Here is a 20,288-nt window from a genome sequence, read left to right as displayed (position 1 = left end):
GTTAGTGTTTTGGCGAATACAAAACTAACCACTTTTACCGCCGTTTTCTATTGGTTCACGCTTAAGCGCGATGAACCATTTTTAAGCCATTGGTGAATAAAATCAGCAACTTGCTCAGGCTGATTGATATCAAGCACCGGAAGTATGGTGCGTATCTCGGTATCTGCCGCAATAGCGATAACATATTCATCGATCAAATCACTTAATTCTCTGCCCAACGATTGGCGAAATAGGGCTATTTTAGCGATCTTTTCATGTTTAAAGCCCTCAACCAGCACTAGGTCGAGAGTCGAGGCATCCATTTTCTCTACCAGATTGTAAATATTTGGCTCTTCCTGCTCTGGGGTCTCCGTCATTAATGCCCACCTTTGATTGCTGGCAACGATGGTTTGCGCCGCGCCAGCTTTACGCAATTCATAGCTGTCTTTGCCTGGTGTATCAATGTCCATTTGGTGGTGCGTATGTTTAATTAACCCGACTCTAACACCATGATTCATCAGCAGAGGAATGACGTATTTAAGTAACGTTGTTTTACCTGTACCGCTATAAGCGGCGACAGCGAGTAAAGGGAGATGATTAGAACCCACTGCGTTGATCCTCCCAATTAGATAAATCTTCAGGTGAGTTCAGATTGTGAAACGCTTCAGGCTGTTCGTTAAATGAAACGGCTTTTGCTCCAACCTGTTCCATAAATAGCATCAGCTTACGATTTCCGAGATGTAGATAGGTCTCTAGTGGTTCAATAAGATTTTTATTAATTAAGAGTAATGTGGGATGTGGACGCTCTCCGTCAGTGGCATAAGCCGCATTTTCTTCCCCCCGTTTTTGCCACAAGCGATGCACCAGATCGAGGGGGAAGGCAGGGACATCGCAGGGGACGAACACCACCCATTCAGACGTGGCGGCATGTAGTCCACTTAGAATGCCCGCCAGCGGGCCTAAAAAACGCGTATCAGCATCGCTAATAATGCGGCATCCACTTTGCGCATACACAGCCTGATTGCGGTTGGCACTGATAATAACCTCATCGACCTGCGCTCTAAGCCGAGATAGAACGTGTAGATATAGCGGCTTACCGTTCAGTGCTACCAGACCCTTATCGTGTCCGCCCATACGCGTTGCCCGTCCGCCTGCGAGAATAACCCCTGTAATCATTTTACTTCCCAATTATCTATGCCCACTTTCCTCTGTTCTGAAGGTTTCTGAGGGATAACCCTGCACTATTCTCTGAAAACTTTTGTAGAAGACCAAGTTCTTTCCTCATGTACGCAAGGCTGTTATTTTTATCACTATATACCCGTCATACTTCAAGTTGCATGTGCGTTGGCCGCGTTCGGTCACCCGAATCACTTACCAGTGTAAGCTCATCGGGATTCCCTCGCTTGCCGCATTACGAGACTCATAAATGAGCCTCGCCCTAGCGGGTCAACGCATAGCGTTGTTCAAAACGCTAACGTTTTGTCCTGAAACTCGAATTATTTAGCAACTGTCTTGAACAACATTTTTTCATGGGGTAGCTCGATGAAAATCGTTGTCCCAAGCCTGACCCGTTTTGAGCATCGCGTTCAGAATAGTCAGAAGTTTACGCATACACGCGACAAGCGCGACTTTTTTCGGCTTACCCGCGTTCACAAGGCGGGTATAAAAATCTTTAATCACCGGATTAAAACGTGTGGCAACAAGCGCGGCCATATACAACACGCTACGTATGCTGGCTCTTCCGCCAAATATTGTCCGTTTGCCGCGCATTTTCCCAGAGTCCCGGTTTAAAGGGGCAACGCCTACCAGCGCACTTATCTGCCGACGGGAAAGTGTCCCCAGTTCGGGCAACTCAGCCAGAAGGGTAGAGATGGTGGTCGTCCCAACGCCTTTGACGCTGCCAAGTAAATCAGAAAGCGCTTTGAAATGGCTTTGAACATGTTTGTTCATGTCGTGGTCAATTCGAGCGAGTTCGTGTTTCAGGGCATTAATGATCGTCTTTATGCTCTTGCGGGACTGAGGGTGAGCCGAAGCAAGTCGGTTATTCTCTGCCACAAGCATGGTAACGAGTTGACGTCGCCGCGTGACGAGAGCGGCCAGAGCCTGACGTTGAATATCTGGCAGGGGTTGAATGAAACGTTCACGCTCAGGATGTCGGTCAATGACCTCAGCCATTTGCGCTAATACTTTGGCGTCAATGCGGTCGGTTTTAGCCAGATATCCCATGGCGCGAGCGAAGTCTCTTGCCTGGCGGGGATTGATAACGACGACCTCAAAACCAGCAGCTTGTAACGAACAAGCCAGTGGAGCTTCGAGTCCGCCGGTGGCCTCCATGAGGATAAGAGAAACTGAATGTTTTGCCAGTTCAGCCTGAATAGCGTCAAAGCCATCGAGGTCATTACTGGCGGAAAAGGGCGGCAATGCAGAACCCATAGCGATATCGAGGGAGGCTTTGGAAACATCAATACCGATGTGAAGTAAATCTGGCAGACTCATTTTTACCCCTCCTTGCAAATACGAAATGAGGTCAAACAACTGTTCGGGTTTCAGATGAGTGGCGCGGTTCATGCGCAATGCGCTAAATAACGGGCTTAGAAACCCCAGAGTAAAACAGGCTACATGAACCGTGCCAAACTTACATTGTCAATAATATCTAAACTTCAAGATACAAGGGTATATGCTCAATATCTCTTAGGTAACTTACTGCATATTGAAATTTATTGAGTACAAATCGTTTTTAAGGAGAAAAAAATGAAATGTCATCGCGTTAATGAGTTGATTGAACTGCTGCACTCAGCCTGGCAAAAAGAACCCGATTTAAATCTTGTGCAATTTTTACAAAACCTTGCACAGGAGGCGGGGTTCGAGGGGCAGTTAAATGAACTGACTGATGATATCCTTATTTACCATCTAAAAATGCGTGATGCAGATAAAGAACAAGTCATTCCCGGTTTGAAGAAAGACTATGAAGAGGACTTCAAGACCGCTTTGCTTCGTGCCCGGGGAGTTATTAAAGACTAGTGGAAAGGAATAACACGTTCATGATGCTAACTATTGCACGCATATGTTTTACGTCGTCTCTGACCTATTGTGCCCGCGATGAATAGTTCAGTCTTTAATTTCCAGACGCTGTTCCCTGAGCTGATCATGGATGCCTTGCTGAACGTTGCGCTGCGCGTTGATTCCGGCCTGACGGCGCTAAACAGCTATGAAAATCGGGTGTATCAGTTTACGGATGAAGATCGTAAACGCTTTGTGGTGAAATTTTATCGCCCGGAACGGTGGATCACGGCACAGATTCAGGAAGAGCATATTTTTGCCCAGCAGTTGGCAGAAGATGAAGTCCCTGTTGTCGCGCCCGTTTTGCTTAATGGACAGACACTGAATGTCTATGAAGGCTTTCATTTTGCCGTATTCCCCAGTGTGGGGGGGCGGCAGTATGAAATGGATAATGAAGATCAGCTAGAGTGGGTCGGTCGTTTTCTTGGCCGGATTCACCAAACGGGGCAGAAAGCGTTATTCACCAAGCGTCCGACGATTGGGGTAAATGAATATCTGCATGAGCCTTATCGGTTGTTGGAAACATGTCCGTTAATACCGCAAATACATCGACATGATTTTTTACAGGCAACCCGTCAACTGATTGATACAGTTGAAACTTATTGGCACAGCGACTGGCGGCCACTGCGTTTGCATGGAGATTGTCACCCTGGCAATATTTTGTGGCGTGATGGCCCGCTATTTGTAGATTTGGATGATGCCCGCAATGGCCCGGCAATACAGGATTTATGGATGTTGTTGCACGGTGACCGACGTGAACAACGTATTCAACTGGATATTTTGTTAGAGGCCTATAGCGAATTTGCGGAGTTTCAGGAGAAAGAGCTCGCACTGATCGAACCGCTTCGTGCGATGCGACAGATTTATTATTTAGCTTGGGTGGCTCGTCGCTGGGAAGACCCAGCTTTTCCGAAAAATTTCCCCTGGATGACGGATGCTGATTTTTGGTTGAAGCAAACGGCAATATTTATTGGGCAAACTCAGCTGTTACAGGAACCTCCTCTGCAGCTAATGCCAATGTACTGAAATTAAATGGAGAGAGTTAAATTTATGAAGAAATTATGGCTTGTGCTGGCTGGCATTGTGTTTGCGTTTAGTGCGTCTGCTGCTGATTTTTCTGATGGTAAGCAGTATGTTACGCTGGATAAACCTGCTACTCAATCCCCTCAGGTGTTGGAGTTCTTCTCATTCTATTGTCCACATTGTTACCAGTTCTCTCAGGTTTACCATATTCCTGATGCTATTCAGAAATCCCTTCCGACTGATGCTAAATTAACAAAGTACCATGTCGATTTTCTGGGGCCATTAGGTAAGGACTTGACTCAGGCTTGGGCGGTGGCAATTGCCTTGGGAGTAGAAGACAAAGTCTCCCCACTGATGTTTGATGCTGTCCAAAAAACTCAGACGGTGAAACAACCTCAAGACATTCGTCAGGTTTTTGTCGCTGCGGGTGTAAAAGCGGAAGACTACGACAGTGCATTGAATAGTTTTGTGGTGAAATCTCTGGTTGCACAACAGGAAAAAGCTGCTGCCGATTTGCAACTGCGAGGTGTTCCGGCTGTGTTCGTGAACGGCAAATACATGATAAAAAGCGATGGCCTTGATACCAGTTCAATGGATAATTATGCCAAACAGTACGCTGACGTTGTGAATTTCCTCCTTACTAAAAAGTAATTATTTAATAAGTCATGCGGTTTACCCGCATGACTGTATACCTTTTCGCTGTTCACCTTCTTATCTTTATATCACCCTAACCTACAATGGCTATTTATCTGTTTATTTATATCCACAAATTGGATGACGGTTTATCATGTCTCAAAAATAAACAGTTTATATTATAAATGTATGAAATTAATGAATATAAAAAAAATTCGTAAGATAACAAAAGAGATTAATAATTAACGGGATAAAACTATTCACAAAGTTATCCACAGAAAGATCTTGCGAGGATCCATGCAAAATCAGCCAATATCTTACGTTAAGGATCGTCTCTTTCCCTGACCTATGGCATGCTTAGCGCCATGACAGACAACAACGATCACGGCAGGCTATGGCTCAGATTGCAGAAAACCCTTTAATACTGGTAGACGGTTCATCCTATTTGTATCGTGCTTATCACGCTTTTCCACCGCTAACAAACAGCGCGGGAGAAGCAACCGGTGCAATGTATGGCGTACTGAATATGCTACGCAGTTTGCTGCTGCAATATCAGCCCAGCCATGTTGCCGTTGTTTTTGATGCGAAAGGAAAAACGTTTCGCGATGAACTGTTCGAAAACTATAAGGCTCACCGACCACCGATGCCAGAGGATCTACGCGAACAGATAGAACCTTTGCATAGTATGGTGAAAGCGATGGGACTGCCGCTTTTGGCCGTTTCCGGCGTAGAAGCGGACGATGTGATTGGCACGCTCGCCGTTCAGGCGGAAAAAGCGGGTAAGTCGGTGCTGATTAGTACCGGCGATAAAGATATGGCACAGTTGGTGACGCCAAGCGTGACGCTCATTAATACCATGAATAACACGATTCTTGGCCCACAAGAAGTGTGTGATAAATATGGTATTCCCCCTGAGTTGATTATCGATTTCCTAGCGCTGATGGGAGATGCATCGGATAACATTCCTGGCGTACCCGGTGTGGGTGAAAAAACGGCGCAGGCGCTATTGCAAGGTCTCGGTGGGCTGGATGCGCTGTATGCCAATCTGGATAAAATTGCCGAGCTTTCTTTCCGTGGTGCGAAAACCATGGCGCCGAAGCTGGAACAGCATAAAGATGTGGCCTACCTCTCTTATCAGCTTGCCACTATTAAAACGGATGTTGAGCTGGATCTCAGCAGCGAGCAGCTTACCGTTAATGAACCGGACGTGGATGAACTGCATCGTCTTTTTTCCCGTTATGAATTCAAACGCTGGTTATCAGATGTTGAATCTGGCACCTGGCTGGAAGGTAAAAAAAGTAGCCAGCCAGTTCAGGCTGTGAGCAAGGCTGTGGTTGAGCAGGCTGCTGAAGAGGGGGATGCTCCTGCGCTTTCTGCCGACGGTTATGTCACGATTCTTGATGAGAAAACGCTGCTTGATTGGGTTGAGCGTTTAAAACAGGCTGACGTTTTCGCGTTTGATACAGAAACCGACGGGCTGGATACGCTTACTGCTAACCTGATAGGCCTATCATTTGCCATTAAACCGGGTGAAGCGGCTTATTTGCCGTTGGCGCATGACTATCTGGATGCACCAGAACAGCTGGATCGCGACAAGGTTTTGGCTTTGTTCAAACCACTGTTGGAAGATGAGAAGCTGCTTAAGGTTGGTCAGAATCTCAAATTTGATAAAGGCATGATGCAGCGGTACGGCATCGATTTACGCGGTATCGCGTTTGATACCATGTTGGAATCCTACGTACTCGACAGCGTGGCCGGCCGCCACGATATGGATAGCCTGGCCGAACGTTATCTGAACCACAAAACCATTACCTTTGAAGAGATCGCGGGTAAGGGGAAAAATCAGCTGACGTTTAATCAGATCGCACTGGAACAGGCTGGGCCTTATGCGGCCGAGGATGCGGACGTCACTCTGCATCTGCACCAGAAACTGTGGGGGAAACTTCAGCCGCATGCAGACCTGTGTCAGGTCTTCCAGACTATCGATATGCCGCTGGTGCCAGTTTTATCCCGCATCGAACGTACTGGCGTGCTGATCGATCCCGCGATTCTGGCGGAGCACTCAAAAGAGCTGACAATCCGTTTGGCGGAGCTGGAAACACAAGCGTATGAGCTGGCGGGCGAAGAGTTCAATCTCTCATCGACCAAGCAGCTACAGGGCATTCTGTATGAAAAGCAAAAGCTGCCAATTCTGAAGAAAACGCCAAAAGGCGCACCGTCAACCAATGAGGAAGTGCTGGCTGAACTGGCGCTGGATTACCCTCTGCCGAAGCTGATCCTGGAATATCGTGGGTTGGCCAAGCTGAAATCTACTTACACCGATAAGCTACCGCTGATGATCAATCCGGCGACAAAGCGTGTGCATACGTCTTATCACCAGGCCGTTACTGCGACCGGGCGTTTGTCTTCCAGCGATCCGAACCTGCAAAATATCCCGGTGCGTAATGACGAAGGGCGCCGTATTCGTCAGGCATTTATTGCGCCGAAGGGCTACAGCATTGTGGCGGCGGACTACTCGCAAATCGAACTGCGTATCATGGCGCACTTATCCGGTGATAAAGGGCTGTTGAACGCATTTGCGAACGGACTGGATATCCACCGGGCAACGGCGTCAGAAGTGTTTGGCATTGCGTTGGATAAGGTGACATCAGAACAGCGTCGCAGTGCGAAAGCGATCAACTTTGGTCTGATCTACGGTATGAGCGCATTTGGTCTGTCGCGTCAGTTGAATATTCCCCGTAGCGAATCGCAGAAATACATGAACCTGTATTTTGAGCGTTACCCGGGTGTGCAGGATTACATGGAGCGTACACGCCAACAGGCCGCGGAGCATGGCTATGTGTCCACGCTTGACGGTCGCCGCCTCTATCTGCCTGATATCCATTCTCGTAATGCGATGGCGCGTAAAGGTGCGGAGCGTGCGGCGATTAACGCCCCGATGCAGGGCACCGCTGCTGATATTATTAAGAAAGCGATGATCGCGATTGACGACTGGCTACAGAAAGACGCGCCGCAGGTGAAGATGATCATGCAGGTTCACGATGAGCTGGTTTTCGAGATCCACGATTCGGTTATTGAAGAATCCATTAGTAAAATCAAAGCATTAATGGAAGGTTGTATGCAATTGAATGTCCCGTTACAGGTCGACATCGGTACGGGCATGAACTGGGATGAAGCACATTAATGGCCGATTCTTGCGCTATTTCTGTAATTAAATAACAGTATTGTGTGACCTGGTTTAACTTTGTGTAATCGATAACCATTTTCTATGAAAGTAAACAACAAAAAATCCTTTGTTCCCGTGAAAAAATAGGGTAGAGTTAAAGACGTAGGGTACAGAGGTAAGATGTTCTATCTTTCAGACCTTTTACTTCACGTAATCGGATTTGGCTGAATATTAGCCGCCCCGCTCAGTTTTGAGCGGGGCGTTTTTTATGGGGCTTATCCAGGTTTTTTACCCCTCAAAACGGCGGTAGCTACGTGGCTGGCAGCAAGGTGTCAGCGCGGTTTCGAGGGTGAAAATAACGTCTCTGGTGGGCGATCATTGCGGGAAAGTGGGGGCGTGATGCGAGTGATGATGCTCTGCACCACGCGAAAGAATTATTCTGCTTCTTGTTCTTCTTCAGCGTGTTCTAGCGTGCTGAACCAGTTATCCAATTTCTGCCGTAGTTTATCGACACCGAGTTTTTTCAGTGATGAAAACGCTTCGACCTGAATATCACCCATAAATGGCAAGACTGCCTCGCGAACCATATTCAACTGTGCCTTACGTGCGCCAGAGGCCAGCTTATCGGCTTTGGTCAGCAGCACTAAGACTGGAAGCTCGACATCGACCGCCCACTGAATCATTTGCTGATCGAGATCTTTCAGCGGATGGCGAATATCCATTAGCACAACCAGCCCCTTCAGGCTGTTACGCTTTTGCAGATATTCACCGAGCGCACGTTGCCATTTGATCTTCATTTGCTCTGGCACTTCGGCATAGCCATAGCCAGGGAGATCGACCAAACGCACGCCGTCGGTCACCTCGAACAGGTTGATCAACTGGGTACGGCCCGGCGTTTTACTGGTTCGTGCCAGGTTCTTCTGATTGGTCAGCGTGTTTAGCGCGCTGGATTTTCCGGCGTTAGAGCGCCCAGCAAAGGCCACTTCAATACCGCTATCTGTTGCCAGATGGCGAATATCCGGGGCGCTGATGATAAAACGCGTCATGTGGTAGTTATATTGCAGGGTCACGATGGTTATCTCTATCTGGATCTCTGTCTGGTTGGGGATTATACCTGTAACTGACAATAAAGGCGGGTTTATCTGCCTCAAAGCTCAGCCGTCTGATGTGGACGCTTTTTTATTCTTGGGCTTTCTGCTAGATTCCGCCGCACTTCCCTTATATCTGTGTACCTGAGAACAACATTATGAACCGACCTGTCAAAGGGGCTGCCGATAAGGCAGGAAAACCCAAAGTAAAAAGAAAGACTCGCGAAGAGTTAGAGCGCGAAGCGCGTGAGCGTAAGAAAGATAAAAAGCATCGTGGTCACGCGGCGGGCAGCCGAACTCAGGAAAAAGTATCCACCGATCAGCGTTCTGGTCAGCGTAAAGTAGCCGATCCGCGCATTGGTAGTAAGAAGCCCGTACAGCTTGGCGTGTTAGACAGCGCCGTAGAGAAACCGAAGCCTAAGTCGAAGCCTTCTGCGCCTGTGGAGAAAGTTGTTGCTGCCAAACCGACAATGTCTCCGGAAGAAGAGCTGGAAATGTTAGAAAACGATTCACGTCTGGATGCTTTATTAGATCGTCTGGATAGCGGTGAAACGCTAAGCGCTAAAGATCAGTCATGGGTTGATGAAACGCTGGATCGTATCGATATCCTGATGGAAGAGCTTGGCATTGAGCTGGGTGATGATGACGAAGAAGAGCAGCAGGAAGATATGTTGCAGCTTTTGAAACGTAATAACCCGAAAGACGCGTTCTAATCAATGAAATGGCTGTTTCTGTTCCTGATATTGCTGGTCGCGTTTTATCTGCTCTATCTGTTCAGTAAACTATGGCTATTATCGAAGCGTAAGCATCGGTTGCATCGCGCCCTGTTTAACGGGCGTATGAATCATGCGCGACGCCAACGCCCAAGACAAAAACGCCGGGAGCGTTTTTGAACGTCACAAGGTGACGGCCCTTTAGGGCGAGTCTCAAGGATGAGACGAGTAACAAAACGCCGGGAGCGTTTTTGAACGTCACAAGGTGACGGCCCTTTAGGGCGAGTCTCAAGGATGAGACGAGTAACAAAACGTAGGAAACGTTTTTGAGCGCCATTTTTGGTGATCTAAAGGAGGGGAAGGATAACCCACCGAGTAAAAACTGGAAGGAGTGAGCGAATATGTCGATACCGTCCGTTGACTGGGATCTGGCCCTGATTCAAAAATATAACTATTCTGGGCCGCGTTATACGTCTTATCCCACAGCGTTAGAATTCAATGAAGCTTACGATGAGCCTGCGTTTCAACAGGCCATCGTCCGTTATCCGCAGCGACCGCTGTCGCTGTACATCCATATCCCTTTTTGCCATCGGCTGTGCTATTTCTGCGGCTGTAATAAGCTGGTTACGCGTCAGCAGCATAAAGCGGATGAGTACCTTGATGTGCTGGAGCAGGAAATTCGCCAGCGTGCGCCGCTATTCGCCGGGCGAACGGTGACGCAATTGCATTGGGGCGGTGGTACGCCAACCTACCTGAATAAAGCACAAATTAGTCGACTGATGTCACTGCTGCGTGAGCTGTTCTCTTTTTCCGAGCAGGCTGAGCTGTCGCTTGAAGTCGATCCACGAGAAATTGAGCTGGACGTCCTCGATCATCTGCGCGCCGAAGGGTTTAACCGCTTGAGCATGGGCGTTCAGGATTTTAATAAAGACGTTCAGAAGCTGGTCAATCGTGAGCAGGATGAAGACTTTATTTTTGCCCTTATTGAGCGGGCAAAGGCGCTGTGCTTCACCTCAACCAATATCGATTTGATTTACGGCCTGCCGAAGCAAACGCCGGAAAGCTTCGCTTTTACACTACAGCGCGTTGCGGAATTAAGCCCGCACCGGCTTAGCGTCTTTAACTATGCGCATTTACCCAGCCTGTTCGCTGCGCAGCGCAAGATCAAAGAAGCGGATTTACCGAGCGCGGAGCAAAAGCTGGATATTCTGCAACAGACGATTGGGTCGCTGACACAATCGGGCTATCAGTTTATCGGTATGGATCACTTTGCTCGCCCGGACGATGAACTGGCCGTGGCGCAGCGAGAAGGGAAGCTGCATCGCAATTTTCAGGGCTATACGACGCAGGGCGATAGCGATCTGCTTGGGATGGGGGTGTCTGCGATTAGTATGATCGGTGATAGCTATGCCCAGAACCAGAAGGAACTGAAGCAGTATTATGCGCAGGTTAAAGACAAAGGAAATGCCCTGTGGCGCGGGCTGCAATTGACGCGTGACGACTGCCTTCGTCGCGATGTGATTAAGACGCTAATTTGTAATTTCCAGCTTAGCTATGCGCCCATTGAAGCAGAATATGCGATCGATTTTAAAACCTACTTTGAGCAGGATTTAGCGTTACTGGCTCCGCTGGTGGCTGATGGGCTGGTGGATAGTCAGGAAGACGGGCTGGTGGTGACGCCGAAAGGACGTTTGCTGATCCGCAATATCTGTATGTGCTTTGACGTCTATCTGCGTAGCAAGCTCAGAACACAGCAGTTTTCCCGCGTGATTTAGTCAAAAAAACAGCCAGTCGATGTTAGTACCGACTGGCTGTTCTCAAACTTTTGTGATCAACTAAAGAAATTAATCAGTGCAGCACACAATACGGCGGCAATAGCAGCCTGCGGCGAATGGCTTGCCGCGGAGCCAATTTCAGCGCCATGTGTTGCAACGGAAAGTGTTGCAACTGAAATCAATGAGTCCAGCATGGTGTTCTATATGAACGCATCCCGTTTGCAAGGCTTCCGTTGTGTTGACGTTGACGGATAGGTCGCAGCTCTATATCCGGCCTTATTGCAGCCTGTGCCGCGGGCCTCGATGAGATTCGCCGACTTGCTCCTTATTCTCCTGGCGGGCTTTATGCCCGACACACCATTCAGGTTTAGCAAGTCCCGGTCTTACCTGTCGTCGTCATCACGCTGGCTGCCCTCGCAACCTTTCCGCATTCATCCTTTTGTTAAGGGTTAATGGTTTTCAGCATCCGCTGTTAATACGGCCTGATGCTGACGTAATCTTTCCGGTACTCCCGTTCGTGCGCCGCCACCGCCCACACCGTGCGCGCCAGTTTGTTGGCCATCGCGACTATCGCCACACTGGTCGGCCGCCGTTTCTTTAACTCCGTTATCCACGGTCCCGGCTCTTTCGCCAACAGGCTCGCTGCCCTCGCTCCATGGATAAACAGCGTACGCAGGTAGGTGTCACCGCGTTTGCTTATCCCCAGCAGGCGAACCTTGCCGCCAGTGCCGGTCTGTTTTGGGACGAGTCCGACATAGGCCGCGAACTCCCGTCCCGACCGGAACGCATGAGCCTCGCCCATCGTAGCCACCGCCGCCGTGGCTATCAGTGGCCCTACGCCGGGTATAGCCATCAGCCGTCGGCAGGTCTCGTTCTGTTTCGCCAGCGCCGTCAGTTGTTGCTCAATGCCGTTAATCTGAGCATCCAGCTCACTCAAGCGACGGTGCTGCTCTTCAATCTGGGCGATGAGGAACAGCGGCAGGCGGTTTTTCAGCCTCTCCAGCGCCACGGGCAGAGCCTTGTCCAGCGCGGTACGTCCTTTGCGTACTGTTTCACCAAATTCGAGCAGTAAGCCATGCAGGGCATTGGTCTGCGCGGTGCGGAACTTCACCCACTGGCGGCGCATGCGATGCAGTGCCAGAACGGCCTGCTGCTCTTCGCTCTTTACGGCAATCCCCCGTCCCGGTTGCTGGACCGCCATCCATATGGCGCGGGAGTCCATGACATCGTTCTTGTTGCCCATCAGGAAGGCTTTGACGAATTTCGCCTGAAGCAGGCGAACCTGATGACCAAGTTTCTTCAACTCCCGGGCCCAGTGCTGAGAGCCGCCACAGGCTTCCATACCAATCAGGCAGGGTTCACGGTTGCTGAAGAAGGTCAGAACATCCTGACGTCGCAGCTGTTTATCCACCACTTCGCCGCTATGTTTGTCGATGAAGTGAACCTGAATCAGGTGTTTTGCGATATCAACGCCAACAGGGGTATAGTTATTCATGTGTGGAGTCTCCAGTCAGGGGAACGATGAGTATCCCGTTATAGGCACGATGATGCCGGAAATCTGCGAGGCTCCACACCCCGTCTTTCAGCCTCTGTGCTACTCGTCAAATAGTTGGGATGCGTTCATCTCATTCTCCCGAATCAGCGACACGATCATACTGCTGACTCGAGGCAAGTAAAGGACAAATTAGTGACAATTTCGTGCGCCAGATTGTATTTTTTATCACCAGTTTGTTTGTTAACAATTGAGTAATAAAAAAGCAATCTCGCTACTCCATTCCCAGCTCTTTTAGTTTACGCGTCAGAGTATTTCTACCCCACCCCAGCAATCTTGCCGCTTCCTGCTTATGACCCTGCGTATGCCGCAGTGCTGTTGTCAGCAGCGTCCTTTCCATTTCCGGTTGGGCCTCCGCCAGCAGGTTTTGATGACCGGAACGCAGCGCGCGATCGGCCCATTGTGCCAATAGCGTAGCCCAGCTGTCCGGCAGAATATGTACAGTGGAATCTGGTGCCGTGGTCTCGAACAGTTCGGGCGGCAGGTCCTGAATCAGCACTTCCTGACCGGCGGCCATGACCGTCAACCAGCGACAGGTGTTTTCCAATTGGCGCACGTTGCCGGGCCACGGCAAACGGGTTAGCGCCGTTTCCGCTTCTGGATGCAGATTCTTCGGCTCGACGCCCAGCTCTTTGGCCGTGGCCTGCAAGAAATAACGCGCCAGACGAGGGATATCTTCTCGACGCTCACGCAGCGGGGGCAGGTGAACACGAATCACGTTCAGGCGGTGAAACAGATCCTCACGGAACTTGCCTTCCTGCACGCGCTGTTCAAGGTTTTGGTGCGTTGCCGCGATAATGCGGACGTCTACTTTCACCGCCGCATAGCCGCCAACGCGATAAAACTGTCCGTCTGCCAAGACGCGCAACAGGCGTGTTTGCACGTCTAGCGGCATGTCACCGATTTCATCCAAAAATAGCGTTCCGCCATCAGCCTGCTCAAAGCGACCCTGACGAATCTGGTTCGCTCCCGTAAACGCACCTTTTTCGTGGCCGAACAGCTCTGATTCGATCAGATCTTTGGGAATAGCGGCCATATTCAGGGCGATAAAAGGGGCTTTGGTGCGCGGGCTGTGGCGATGCAGGGCATGTGCTACCAGCTCTTTACCCGTTCCCGATTCGCCGTTAATCAGCACGCTGATCGATGAGCGAGACAGACGGCCAATGATGCGGAAGACATCCTGCATCGCGGGCGCTTCGCCGATAATGTCCGTTGTCGGGCCATTGATCGGCTGGTTACGTACCGGCTGCTGCTGTTCCAGATAATGGCTGATCGCGCGCTCAACTAGCGCAACGGCTTCATCAATATCGAACGGCTTCGGCAAATAGTCGAACGCACCCTGTTGGTAAGCACTGACGGCGGCATCCAAATCAGAATGTGCCGTCATAATGATGACCGGGAGCATCGGGTGACGCTGTTTGATTTGCTGTAAGAGCGCTAATCCATCCATCCCTGGCATGCGGATGTCGGACAGCAGAACGTCGGGAGTTTGTGTTGCTAACGCATGTAGTACCTGATTTCCGTTCTCAAACGTTGCGCAGGTTAAACCCGCACCAGCAAGCGCGCGCTCAAGCACCCAACGGATGGAGCTATCGTCATCGACAATCCAGACTATCCCTCGTTGCATTGTGAACCTCACTGGCGAATGGGCAGGTAAACCGAGAATTCGGTGTGTCCTGGCCAACTGTTAAATTCAATTTTACCGGAGTGCTGGTCGATCAGACTGCGGGCGATGGAAAGCCCTAAACCGGTTCCCCCTTCGCGCCCGCTCACCATCGGGTAAAACAGGGTGTCTTGTAGTTGAGCGGGTACGCCGGGGCCGTCATCTTCCACGTCAACACGTGCGGCAAGCCGATAGCGCACGCCGTGTAACGTCAGTTGAAAAGCCGTGCGGGTACGAATCGTAATCGTCCCGCCTTCCTCGCCCAGCGCCTGTAGCGCATTGCGGGTAATATTCAGCAGTACCTGTTCAATCTGGTCAGGGTCGTGCGTCAGTTCTGGCAGACTGGGGTCATAGTCTTTCACCAGCGTCACGTTATCTGGTTTTTCCAGTGAAACGAGCTGGCAAACGCGTTCGGCGACCTGATGGATACTTTGAGTGACGTGCAGGCCGGGCTGTTGTGGCCCGAGCAGGCGATCGACCAGATTACGCAGGCGATCCGCCTGTTCGATGATGACCTTGGTATATTCCGTCAACGCCGGATCGGGCAACGCTTTAGCAAGCAGCTGCGCGGCGCCACGCAATCCGCCAAGCGGATTTTTTATCTCATGCGCTAAGCCCCGGACTAAATCACGGGCGGCCTGCTGTTGTGCATGTTGAAGTTGTTCCTGACTGAGACGGCGCTGATTATCCATCGGCGCCATTTCCAGCAGGATAAAATCGTTTTGTACCCGCTGGGCGGTGAGCGACATGATGTGCGCTTTACCATCTACGACGATGGTGACTTCGTTATCCGTAAAACCTTGCCCTGAATCCAGACTTTCACGCAGTAAATCGATATTCAGAGAAAAGTATCCCAGCAAATCGGGCAGCGGCGTGCCGGATAATTTACGCGAGCTTTGTGCCAGTAATTGCTGTGCTGCCGGATTGGAATAGTGAATCGCCAGATCGTTATCCAGCAATAAGATGCTGTTTATCAGGGAATTGAGGATCTGCCCAGCATCGGGCAGCGTGCCTGTTGCCATAACGCAGACTCCCGCACCATCGTGGTGCATTGTAGTGTGAATGATGGATGTTACGTCGCAACGGCCAATGCCGGTGGTGAAAAAAGCCCATCCGAAGATGGGCTGAAGCGTTTCCACGGCAACAAGAACAAACTTCTTAGTATTCTGTTGTTTATCGGGCATGGTTGGGTATCAGCACACCCAACCATGCTGTCGTTATTAAACGCTGTTGTTATTAAACGCTATAGTACAGTTCGAACTCAACTGGGTGCGGCGTCATACGAACTCGGTCAATCTCAGATTTACGCAGTTCGATATACGCTTCGATAGCGTCGTCGGTGAACACGCCACCACGGGTCAGGAACTCGCGGTCTTCGTTCAGTGCAGCCAGGGCTTCGTCCAGAGAACCTGCAACTTTTGGAATCTCTGCTTCTTCTTCTGGAGGCAGATCGTACAGGTTTTTGTCCATCGCATCGCCAGGGTGGATTTTGTTGATGATGCCGTCGAGGCCAGCCATCAGCAGTGCAGCGAAGCACAGGTATGGGTTAGCTGCTGGATCCGGGAAGCGCGCTTCGATACGACGTGCTTTCGGGCTGGCAACAACCGGAATACGGATTGAAGCAGAACGGTTACGGGCAGAGTAAGCCAGCATAACTGGAGCTTCGTAACCAGGGACCAGACGCTTGTAGGAGTTGGTGGTCGGGTTCGCCAAGGCGTTGATGGCTTTAGCGTGCTTGATAACACCGCCGATGTAGAACAGAGCCAGTTCAGACAGGCCGCCGTATTTGTCGCCAGCGAACAGGTTAGTACCGTCTTTGGACAGAGACATGTGGCAGTGCATACCAGAACCGTTATCACCGAACATAGGTTTTGGCATAAAGGTCGCAGTTTTGCCGTAGGCGTGAGCCACGTTATGCACGACATATTTGTAGATCTGAATTTCGTCAGCTTTTTTGGTCATGGTGTTGAAGCGGGTAGCCACTTCGTTCTGACCAGCGGTTGCGACTTCGTGGTGATGAGCTTCAACAACCAGACCCATCTGCTCCATAGTCAGACACATAGCAGAACGGATGTCCTGTGATGAATCGACTGGTGGAACCGGGAAGTAGCCGCCTTTCAGACCTGGACGGTGACCTTTGTTACCGCCTTCGTATTCTTTACCGGAGTTCCAGTAAGCTTCAACATCGTCGATAGCAACGTGAGAACCGGACGTGCTGCTGCCGAAACGGATGTCATCGAACAGGAAGAATTCTGGCTCAGGCCCAAACAGAACGGTATCGGCAATGCCAGAAGAACGCAGGAAATCTTCCGCACGTTTCGCGATAGAACGCGGGTCGCGGTCATAACCCTGCATGGTGCCTGGTTCAAGAATGTCACAACGAATGATCAGCGTAGAATCTTCGAAGAACGGGTCGATCATCGCTGTGCTGGCATCGGGCATCAGAACCATGTCTGACTCGTTGATACCTTTCCAGCCGCCAATCGAGGAACCATCAAACATTTTACCTTCTTCGAAGAAGTCGGCATTAACTTGATGAGCCGGAATGGTGACGTGCTGTTCTTTACCTTTAGTATCCGTGAAGCGTAAATCAACAAACTTCACTTCGTGCTCATTCAGCATCGTCAAAACATGTTCTGCGGACATACTTGGTTCTCCCGATTGGTCATTTATCGTCGTGGAACGAATATCGTTGTGGATTGATGTTGTTGCCGTGAGTAGACTAAAGCTAAAAGTGTGCCAACTTTTTAAATGTGTGCAATGTGTTGCTACTTGGGGCTTTCTCACGGAAATCCACTGCACCATTATAGTTTAAAGCACCAAAATGGTGCCCTGTATGTGAATTATTGCACTTATTTAGTGCATTTGTGTTCGCTTGTAGCGCTTTTGCACCGTGAAAGGGATCACAAAGCAAGCAGCTCTAGGTTGTTTATCATAGATGCTTGTGATCTTGTTTAGTCCCTCGATTAATACGTGTACAATAGCGCGCTATTTCTAAATGCCTGAGGCAAAGCTGTGATCGAAAATTTGCGTAACATCGCCATTATTGCGCACGTTGACCATGGGAAAACCACCCTGGTTGACAAGCTGTTGCAACAATCCGGAACGTTCGGTGAACGTGTCGAAGCAACCGAGCGTGTAATGGACTCCAACGATTTGGAGAAAGAGCGTGGAATTACCATCCTCGCAAAAAATACCGCCATTAATTGGAAAGACTACCGCATTAACATCGTAGATACCCCGGGACACGCCGACTTCGGCGGCGAGGTTGAGCGTGTAATGTCGATGGTTGACTCGGTACTGCTGGTTGTTGATGCGATGGATGGCCCGATGCCGCAAACGCGTTTCGTGACCAAAAAAGCATTTGCCAACGGTCTGAAACCGATTGTGGTTATCAACAAAGTTGACCGTCCTGGCGCGCGTCCTGACTGGGTTGTCGATCAGGTATTCGACCTGTTCGTGAACCTGGATGCAACTGACGAGCAGCTGGATTTCCCGATCATTTATGCTTCTGCGCTGAATGGTATCGCGGGTCTCGATCATACCGACATGGCGGAAGACATGACCCCGCTGTATCAGGCGATTGTCGATCACGTGTCTCCGCCTCAGGTTGAGATGAATGCACCGTTCCAGATGCAGATCTCTCAGCTGGACTACAACAACTATGTTGGCGTTATCGGCATCGGCCGTATCAAGCGCGGTAAAGTTAAGCCTAACCAACAAGTGACTATTGTTGATAGCGAAGGCAAAACCCGTAACGGTAAAGTCGGTAAAGTTCTGACTCACCTGGGTCTGGAGCGTATCGACGCAACCGAAGCGGAAGCTGGCGATATCATCGCGATCACCGGTCTGGGCGAGCTGAATATTTCCGACACCATCTGCGATCCGCAGAATGTCGAAGCGCTGCCAGCACTGAGCGTCGATGAACCTACCGTTACCATGTTCTTCAACGTCAATACTTCACCGTTCTGTGGTAAAGAAGGTAAGTATGTTACGTCGCGCCAGATTCTGGAGCGTTTGAACAAAGAGCTGGTACACAACGTTGCCCTGCGCGTTGACGAAACCGAAGACGCTGATGCGTTCCGCGTTTCTGGCCGTGGTGAATTGCACCTGTCGGTTCTGATCGAAAACATGCGTCGTGAAGGCTTTGAACTGGCCGTATCACGTCCTAAAGTTATCAACCGCGTTATCGACGGCCGTAACCAAGAGCCGTTTGAAAACGTGACGCTGGACATCGAAGAACAGCACCAGGGTTCAGTCATGCAAGCCATGGGTGAGCGTAAAGGTGATGTGAAAGACATGATTCCAGATGGCAAAGGTCGTATCCGTCTGGATTACCTGATCCCAGCTCGCGGTCTGATCGGTTTCCGTACCGAATTCATGACCATGACGTCTGGTACAGGTCTGCTGTACTCCACGTTCAGCCACTACGATGATGTGCGTCCGGGTGAAATCGGCCAGCGTCAGAACGGCGTGCTGATCTCTAACGGTCAAGGTAAAGCCGTCGCGTTTGCGCTGTTCAGCCTGCAGGATCGCGGTAAGCTGTTCCTCGGACACGGTGCAGAAGTGTATGAAGGCCAGATCATCGGTATTCACTCACGTTCTAACGATCTGACAGTAAACTGTCTGACCGGTAAGAAACTGACCAACATGCGTGCATCGGGTACTGATGAAGCGACCACGCTGGTTCCGGCGATCAAAATGTCTCTGGAACAAGCGCTGGAGTTCATTGATGACGACGAACTGGTTGAAGTAACGCCACAGTCTATCCGTATTCGTAAGCGTCATCTGACCGAAAACGACCGTAAACGCGCTAGCCGCGGCAGCAAAGACGTCTAATTTCAGACGGATTTGTCTGTTACGCAACAGGGCACCTTCGGGTGCCCTGAATTTTATGCGCTTTCTTCCACTTTAACCTTTCCTTATATTTCCTCCCTGTTCAGTTTCGCCATTTCCCGCTACAGTGAAAATCCTACGATTACGTCAGGAGGAGGCTGCCATGCTGTATATCTTTGATTTAGGTAATGTCGTCATTGATATTGATTTCAAAAGAGTATTAGGCGTCTGGAGTAATCTGAGCAGTGCGCCGCTCGCGACGTTGCAAGAACGTTTTGTGATGGGGGAAGCATTTGAACAGCATGAGCGGGGCGAGATTAGCGATGAAGAATTTGCGACCAGACTGTGTCAGGAAATGGGTATCGCCCTGAGCTTCGAGCAATTCACCGCTGGCTGGCAGGCTATCTTTGTCGCATTGCGTTCTGAGGTTATCGACATCATGCAGCGCCTGCGTCAGGAAGGTCACCGCGTGGTGATTCTGTCGAATACCAATCGCCTCCATTGTTCACACTGGCCGGCATTGTTCCCGGAAGTGGGGGCGGCGGCCGACAGAATCTATCTGTCACAAGACATTGGATTACGTAAGCCAGAATTGGCGATTTATCAGTATGTTCTGACGCAGGAAGGCGTGACGCCAGCGCAGGCCGTCTTTTTTGACGATAATGCCGCAAACGTTGATGCTGCCCAGAGTTTGGGCATTCACAGCATTCTGGTGACCGATCGTCAGGTGGTGCCGGATTTTTTTGCTATGCAGGCAACGACAGCTAAAGCATGATTTATATCGCAGGGGCGGACACGGC

Annotated in this window: 18 protein-coding genes; 9 read left to right on the top strand and 9 right to left on the bottom strand. The window is 50.1% G+C overall.

The features are described 5' to 3' along the window. Window positions 1-47 precede the first annotated feature (47 nt). From mobB to NAL19_RS21270, 3 genes are all read right to left on the bottom strand, one after another. Entirely contained in the window at window positions 48-587 is a 540-nt protein-coding gene (gene mobB, locus NAL19_RS21280) for a molybdopterin-guanine dinucleotide biosynthesis protein MobB (protein ID WP_225086318.1), read from the bottom strand. Beyond that, the gene (gene mobA / locus NAL19_RS21275) at window positions 577-1,155 is read right to left on the bottom strand and encodes a molybdenum cofactor guanylyltransferase MobA (protein WP_225086317.1); all 579 of its coding nucleotides are present in this window, start codon (window positions 1,153-1,155) and stop codon (window positions 577-579) included. Before mobA ends, mobB begins: the two co-directional genes overlap by 11 nt. Window positions 1,156-1,506: 351 nt before the next feature. Next, window positions 1,507-2,475, bottom strand: a complete 969-nt coding sequence (locus tag NAL19_RS21270; protein ID WP_225086736.1) for an IS110 family transposase — start codon at window positions 2,473-2,475, stop codon at window positions 1,507-1,509. A 255-nt stretch (window positions 2,476-2,730) separates the two neighbouring features. Here NAL19_RS21270 and NAL19_RS21265 point away from each other — a divergent pair, with 255 nt between their 5' ends. The 4 genes from NAL19_RS21265 to polA all read left to right on the top strand — a co-directional run bounded on the left by NAL19_RS21265 (window position 2,731) and on the right by polA (window position 7,879). Continuing rightward, complete coding sequence (locus tag NAL19_RS21265; RefSeq protein ID WP_225086316.1) at window positions 2,731-3,000, top strand: YihD family protein; 270 nt, start codon at window positions 2,731-2,733, stop codon at window positions 2,998-3,000. Between the two features lie 78 nt (window positions 3,001-3,078). Next, window positions 3,079-4,065, top strand: coding sequence for a serine/threonine protein kinase (locus tag NAL19_RS21260; RefSeq protein WP_263058386.1), 987 nt, complete (start codon window positions 3,079-3,081; stop codon window positions 4,063-4,065). 24 nt (window positions 4,066-4,089) lie between these two features. After that, window positions 4,090-4,713 (top strand): thiol:disulfide interchange protein DsbA, encoded by a 624-nt coding sequence (gene dsbA / locus NAL19_RS21255; protein ID WP_263058385.1) that lies wholly within the window; start codon window positions 4,090-4,092, stop codon window positions 4,711-4,713. A 376-nt stretch (window positions 4,714-5,089) separates the two neighbouring features. After that, entirely contained in the window at window positions 5,090-7,879 is a 2,790-nt protein-coding gene (gene polA / locus NAL19_RS21250; protein WP_263058384.1) for a DNA polymerase I, read from the top strand. 416 nt (window positions 7,880-8,295) lie between these two features. On the opposite strand, the gene yihA is transcribed toward polA, so the two are convergent. Beyond that, window positions 8,296-8,931, bottom strand: a complete 636-nt coding sequence (yihA, locus tag NAL19_RS21245; RefSeq protein ID WP_263058383.1) for a ribosome biogenesis GTP-binding protein YihA/YsxC — start codon at window positions 8,929-8,931, stop codon at window positions 8,296-8,298. 176 nt (window positions 8,932-9,107) lie between these two features. On the opposite strand from yihA, the gene yihI reads away from it, so the two are divergent. From yihI to hemN, 3 genes are all read left to right on the top strand, one after another. After that, window positions 9,108-9,662 (top strand): Der GTPase-activating protein YihI, encoded by a 555-nt coding sequence (gene yihI, locus NAL19_RS21240; RefSeq protein WP_263058382.1) that lies wholly within the window; start codon window positions 9,108-9,110, stop codon window positions 9,660-9,662. 3 nt (window positions 9,663-9,665) lie between these two features. Further along, the gene (locus NAL19_RS21235; protein ID WP_263058381.1) at window positions 9,666-9,842 is read left to right on the top strand and encodes a hypothetical protein; all 177 of its coding nucleotides are present in this window, start codon (window positions 9,666-9,668) and stop codon (window positions 9,840-9,842) included. A 221-nt stretch (window positions 9,843-10,063) separates the two neighbouring features. Further along, window positions 10,064-11,437, top strand: coding sequence for an oxygen-independent coproporphyrinogen III oxidase (gene hemN / locus NAL19_RS21230; protein WP_263058380.1), 1,374 nt, complete (start codon window positions 10,064-10,066; stop codon window positions 11,435-11,437). A 56-nt stretch (window positions 11,438-11,493) separates the two neighbouring features. On the opposite strand, the gene NAL19_RS21225 is transcribed toward hemN, so the two are convergent. The 5 genes from NAL19_RS21225 to glnA all read right to left on the bottom strand — a co-directional run bounded on the left by NAL19_RS21225 (window position 11,494) and on the right by glnA (window position 17,298). Further along, complete coding sequence (locus tag NAL19_RS21225) at window positions 11,494-11,631, bottom strand: YshB family small membrane protein (protein WP_145962345.1); 138 nt, start codon at window positions 11,629-11,631, stop codon at window positions 11,494-11,496. Between the two features lie 278 nt (window positions 11,632-11,909). Next, entirely contained in the window at window positions 11,910-12,932 is a 1,023-nt protein-coding gene (locus tag NAL19_RS21220; RefSeq protein ID WP_263057333.1) for an IS110 family transposase, read from the bottom strand. Between the two features lie 271 nt (window positions 12,933-13,203). After that, window positions 13,204-14,616: a nitrogen regulation protein NR(I) gene (gene glnG, locus NAL19_RS21215; protein ID WP_010298133.1), complete on the bottom strand. Its 1,413-nt coding sequence runs from the start codon at window positions 14,614-14,616 to the stop codon at window positions 13,204-13,206. A gap of 8 nt (window positions 14,617-14,624) precedes the next feature. After that, complete coding sequence (gene glnL, locus NAL19_RS21210) at window positions 14,625-15,674, bottom strand: nitrogen regulation protein NR(II) (protein WP_263058379.1); 1,050 nt, start codon at window positions 15,672-15,674, stop codon at window positions 14,625-14,627. A gap of 214 nt (window positions 15,675-15,888) precedes the next feature. Next, window positions 15,889-17,298, bottom strand: coding sequence for a glutamate--ammonia ligase (gene glnA / locus NAL19_RS21205; RefSeq protein WP_015842300.1), 1,410 nt, complete (start codon window positions 17,296-17,298; stop codon window positions 15,889-15,891). Window positions 17,299-17,667: 369 nt separating this feature from the next. Between glnA and typA the strand changes: the two genes are divergently transcribed. Then, complete coding sequence (typA, locus tag NAL19_RS21200; RefSeq protein WP_010281652.1) at window positions 17,668-19,491, top strand: ribosome-dependent GTPase TypA; 1,824 nt, start codon at window positions 17,668-17,670, stop codon at window positions 19,489-19,491. A gap of 160 nt (window positions 19,492-19,651) precedes the next feature. Further along, a complete protein-coding gene (gene yihX, locus NAL19_RS21195; RefSeq protein WP_225086308.1) occupies window positions 19,652-20,263 on the top strand; it encodes a glucose-1-phosphatase in 612 nt (203 codons plus the stop codon). The last annotated feature ends 25 nt before the right edge of the window (window positions 20,264-20,288 follow it).

It is taken from the genome of Pectobacterium sp. F1-1, assembly GCF_025643735.1.
GTDB classification, from domain to species: Bacteria; Pseudomonadota; Gammaproteobacteria; order Enterobacterales; family Enterobacteriaceae; genus Pectobacterium; species Pectobacterium colocasium.
Note: the sequence above shows the minus strand (reverse complement) of the source record. Positions and strands in the feature narration are given on the sequence as shown.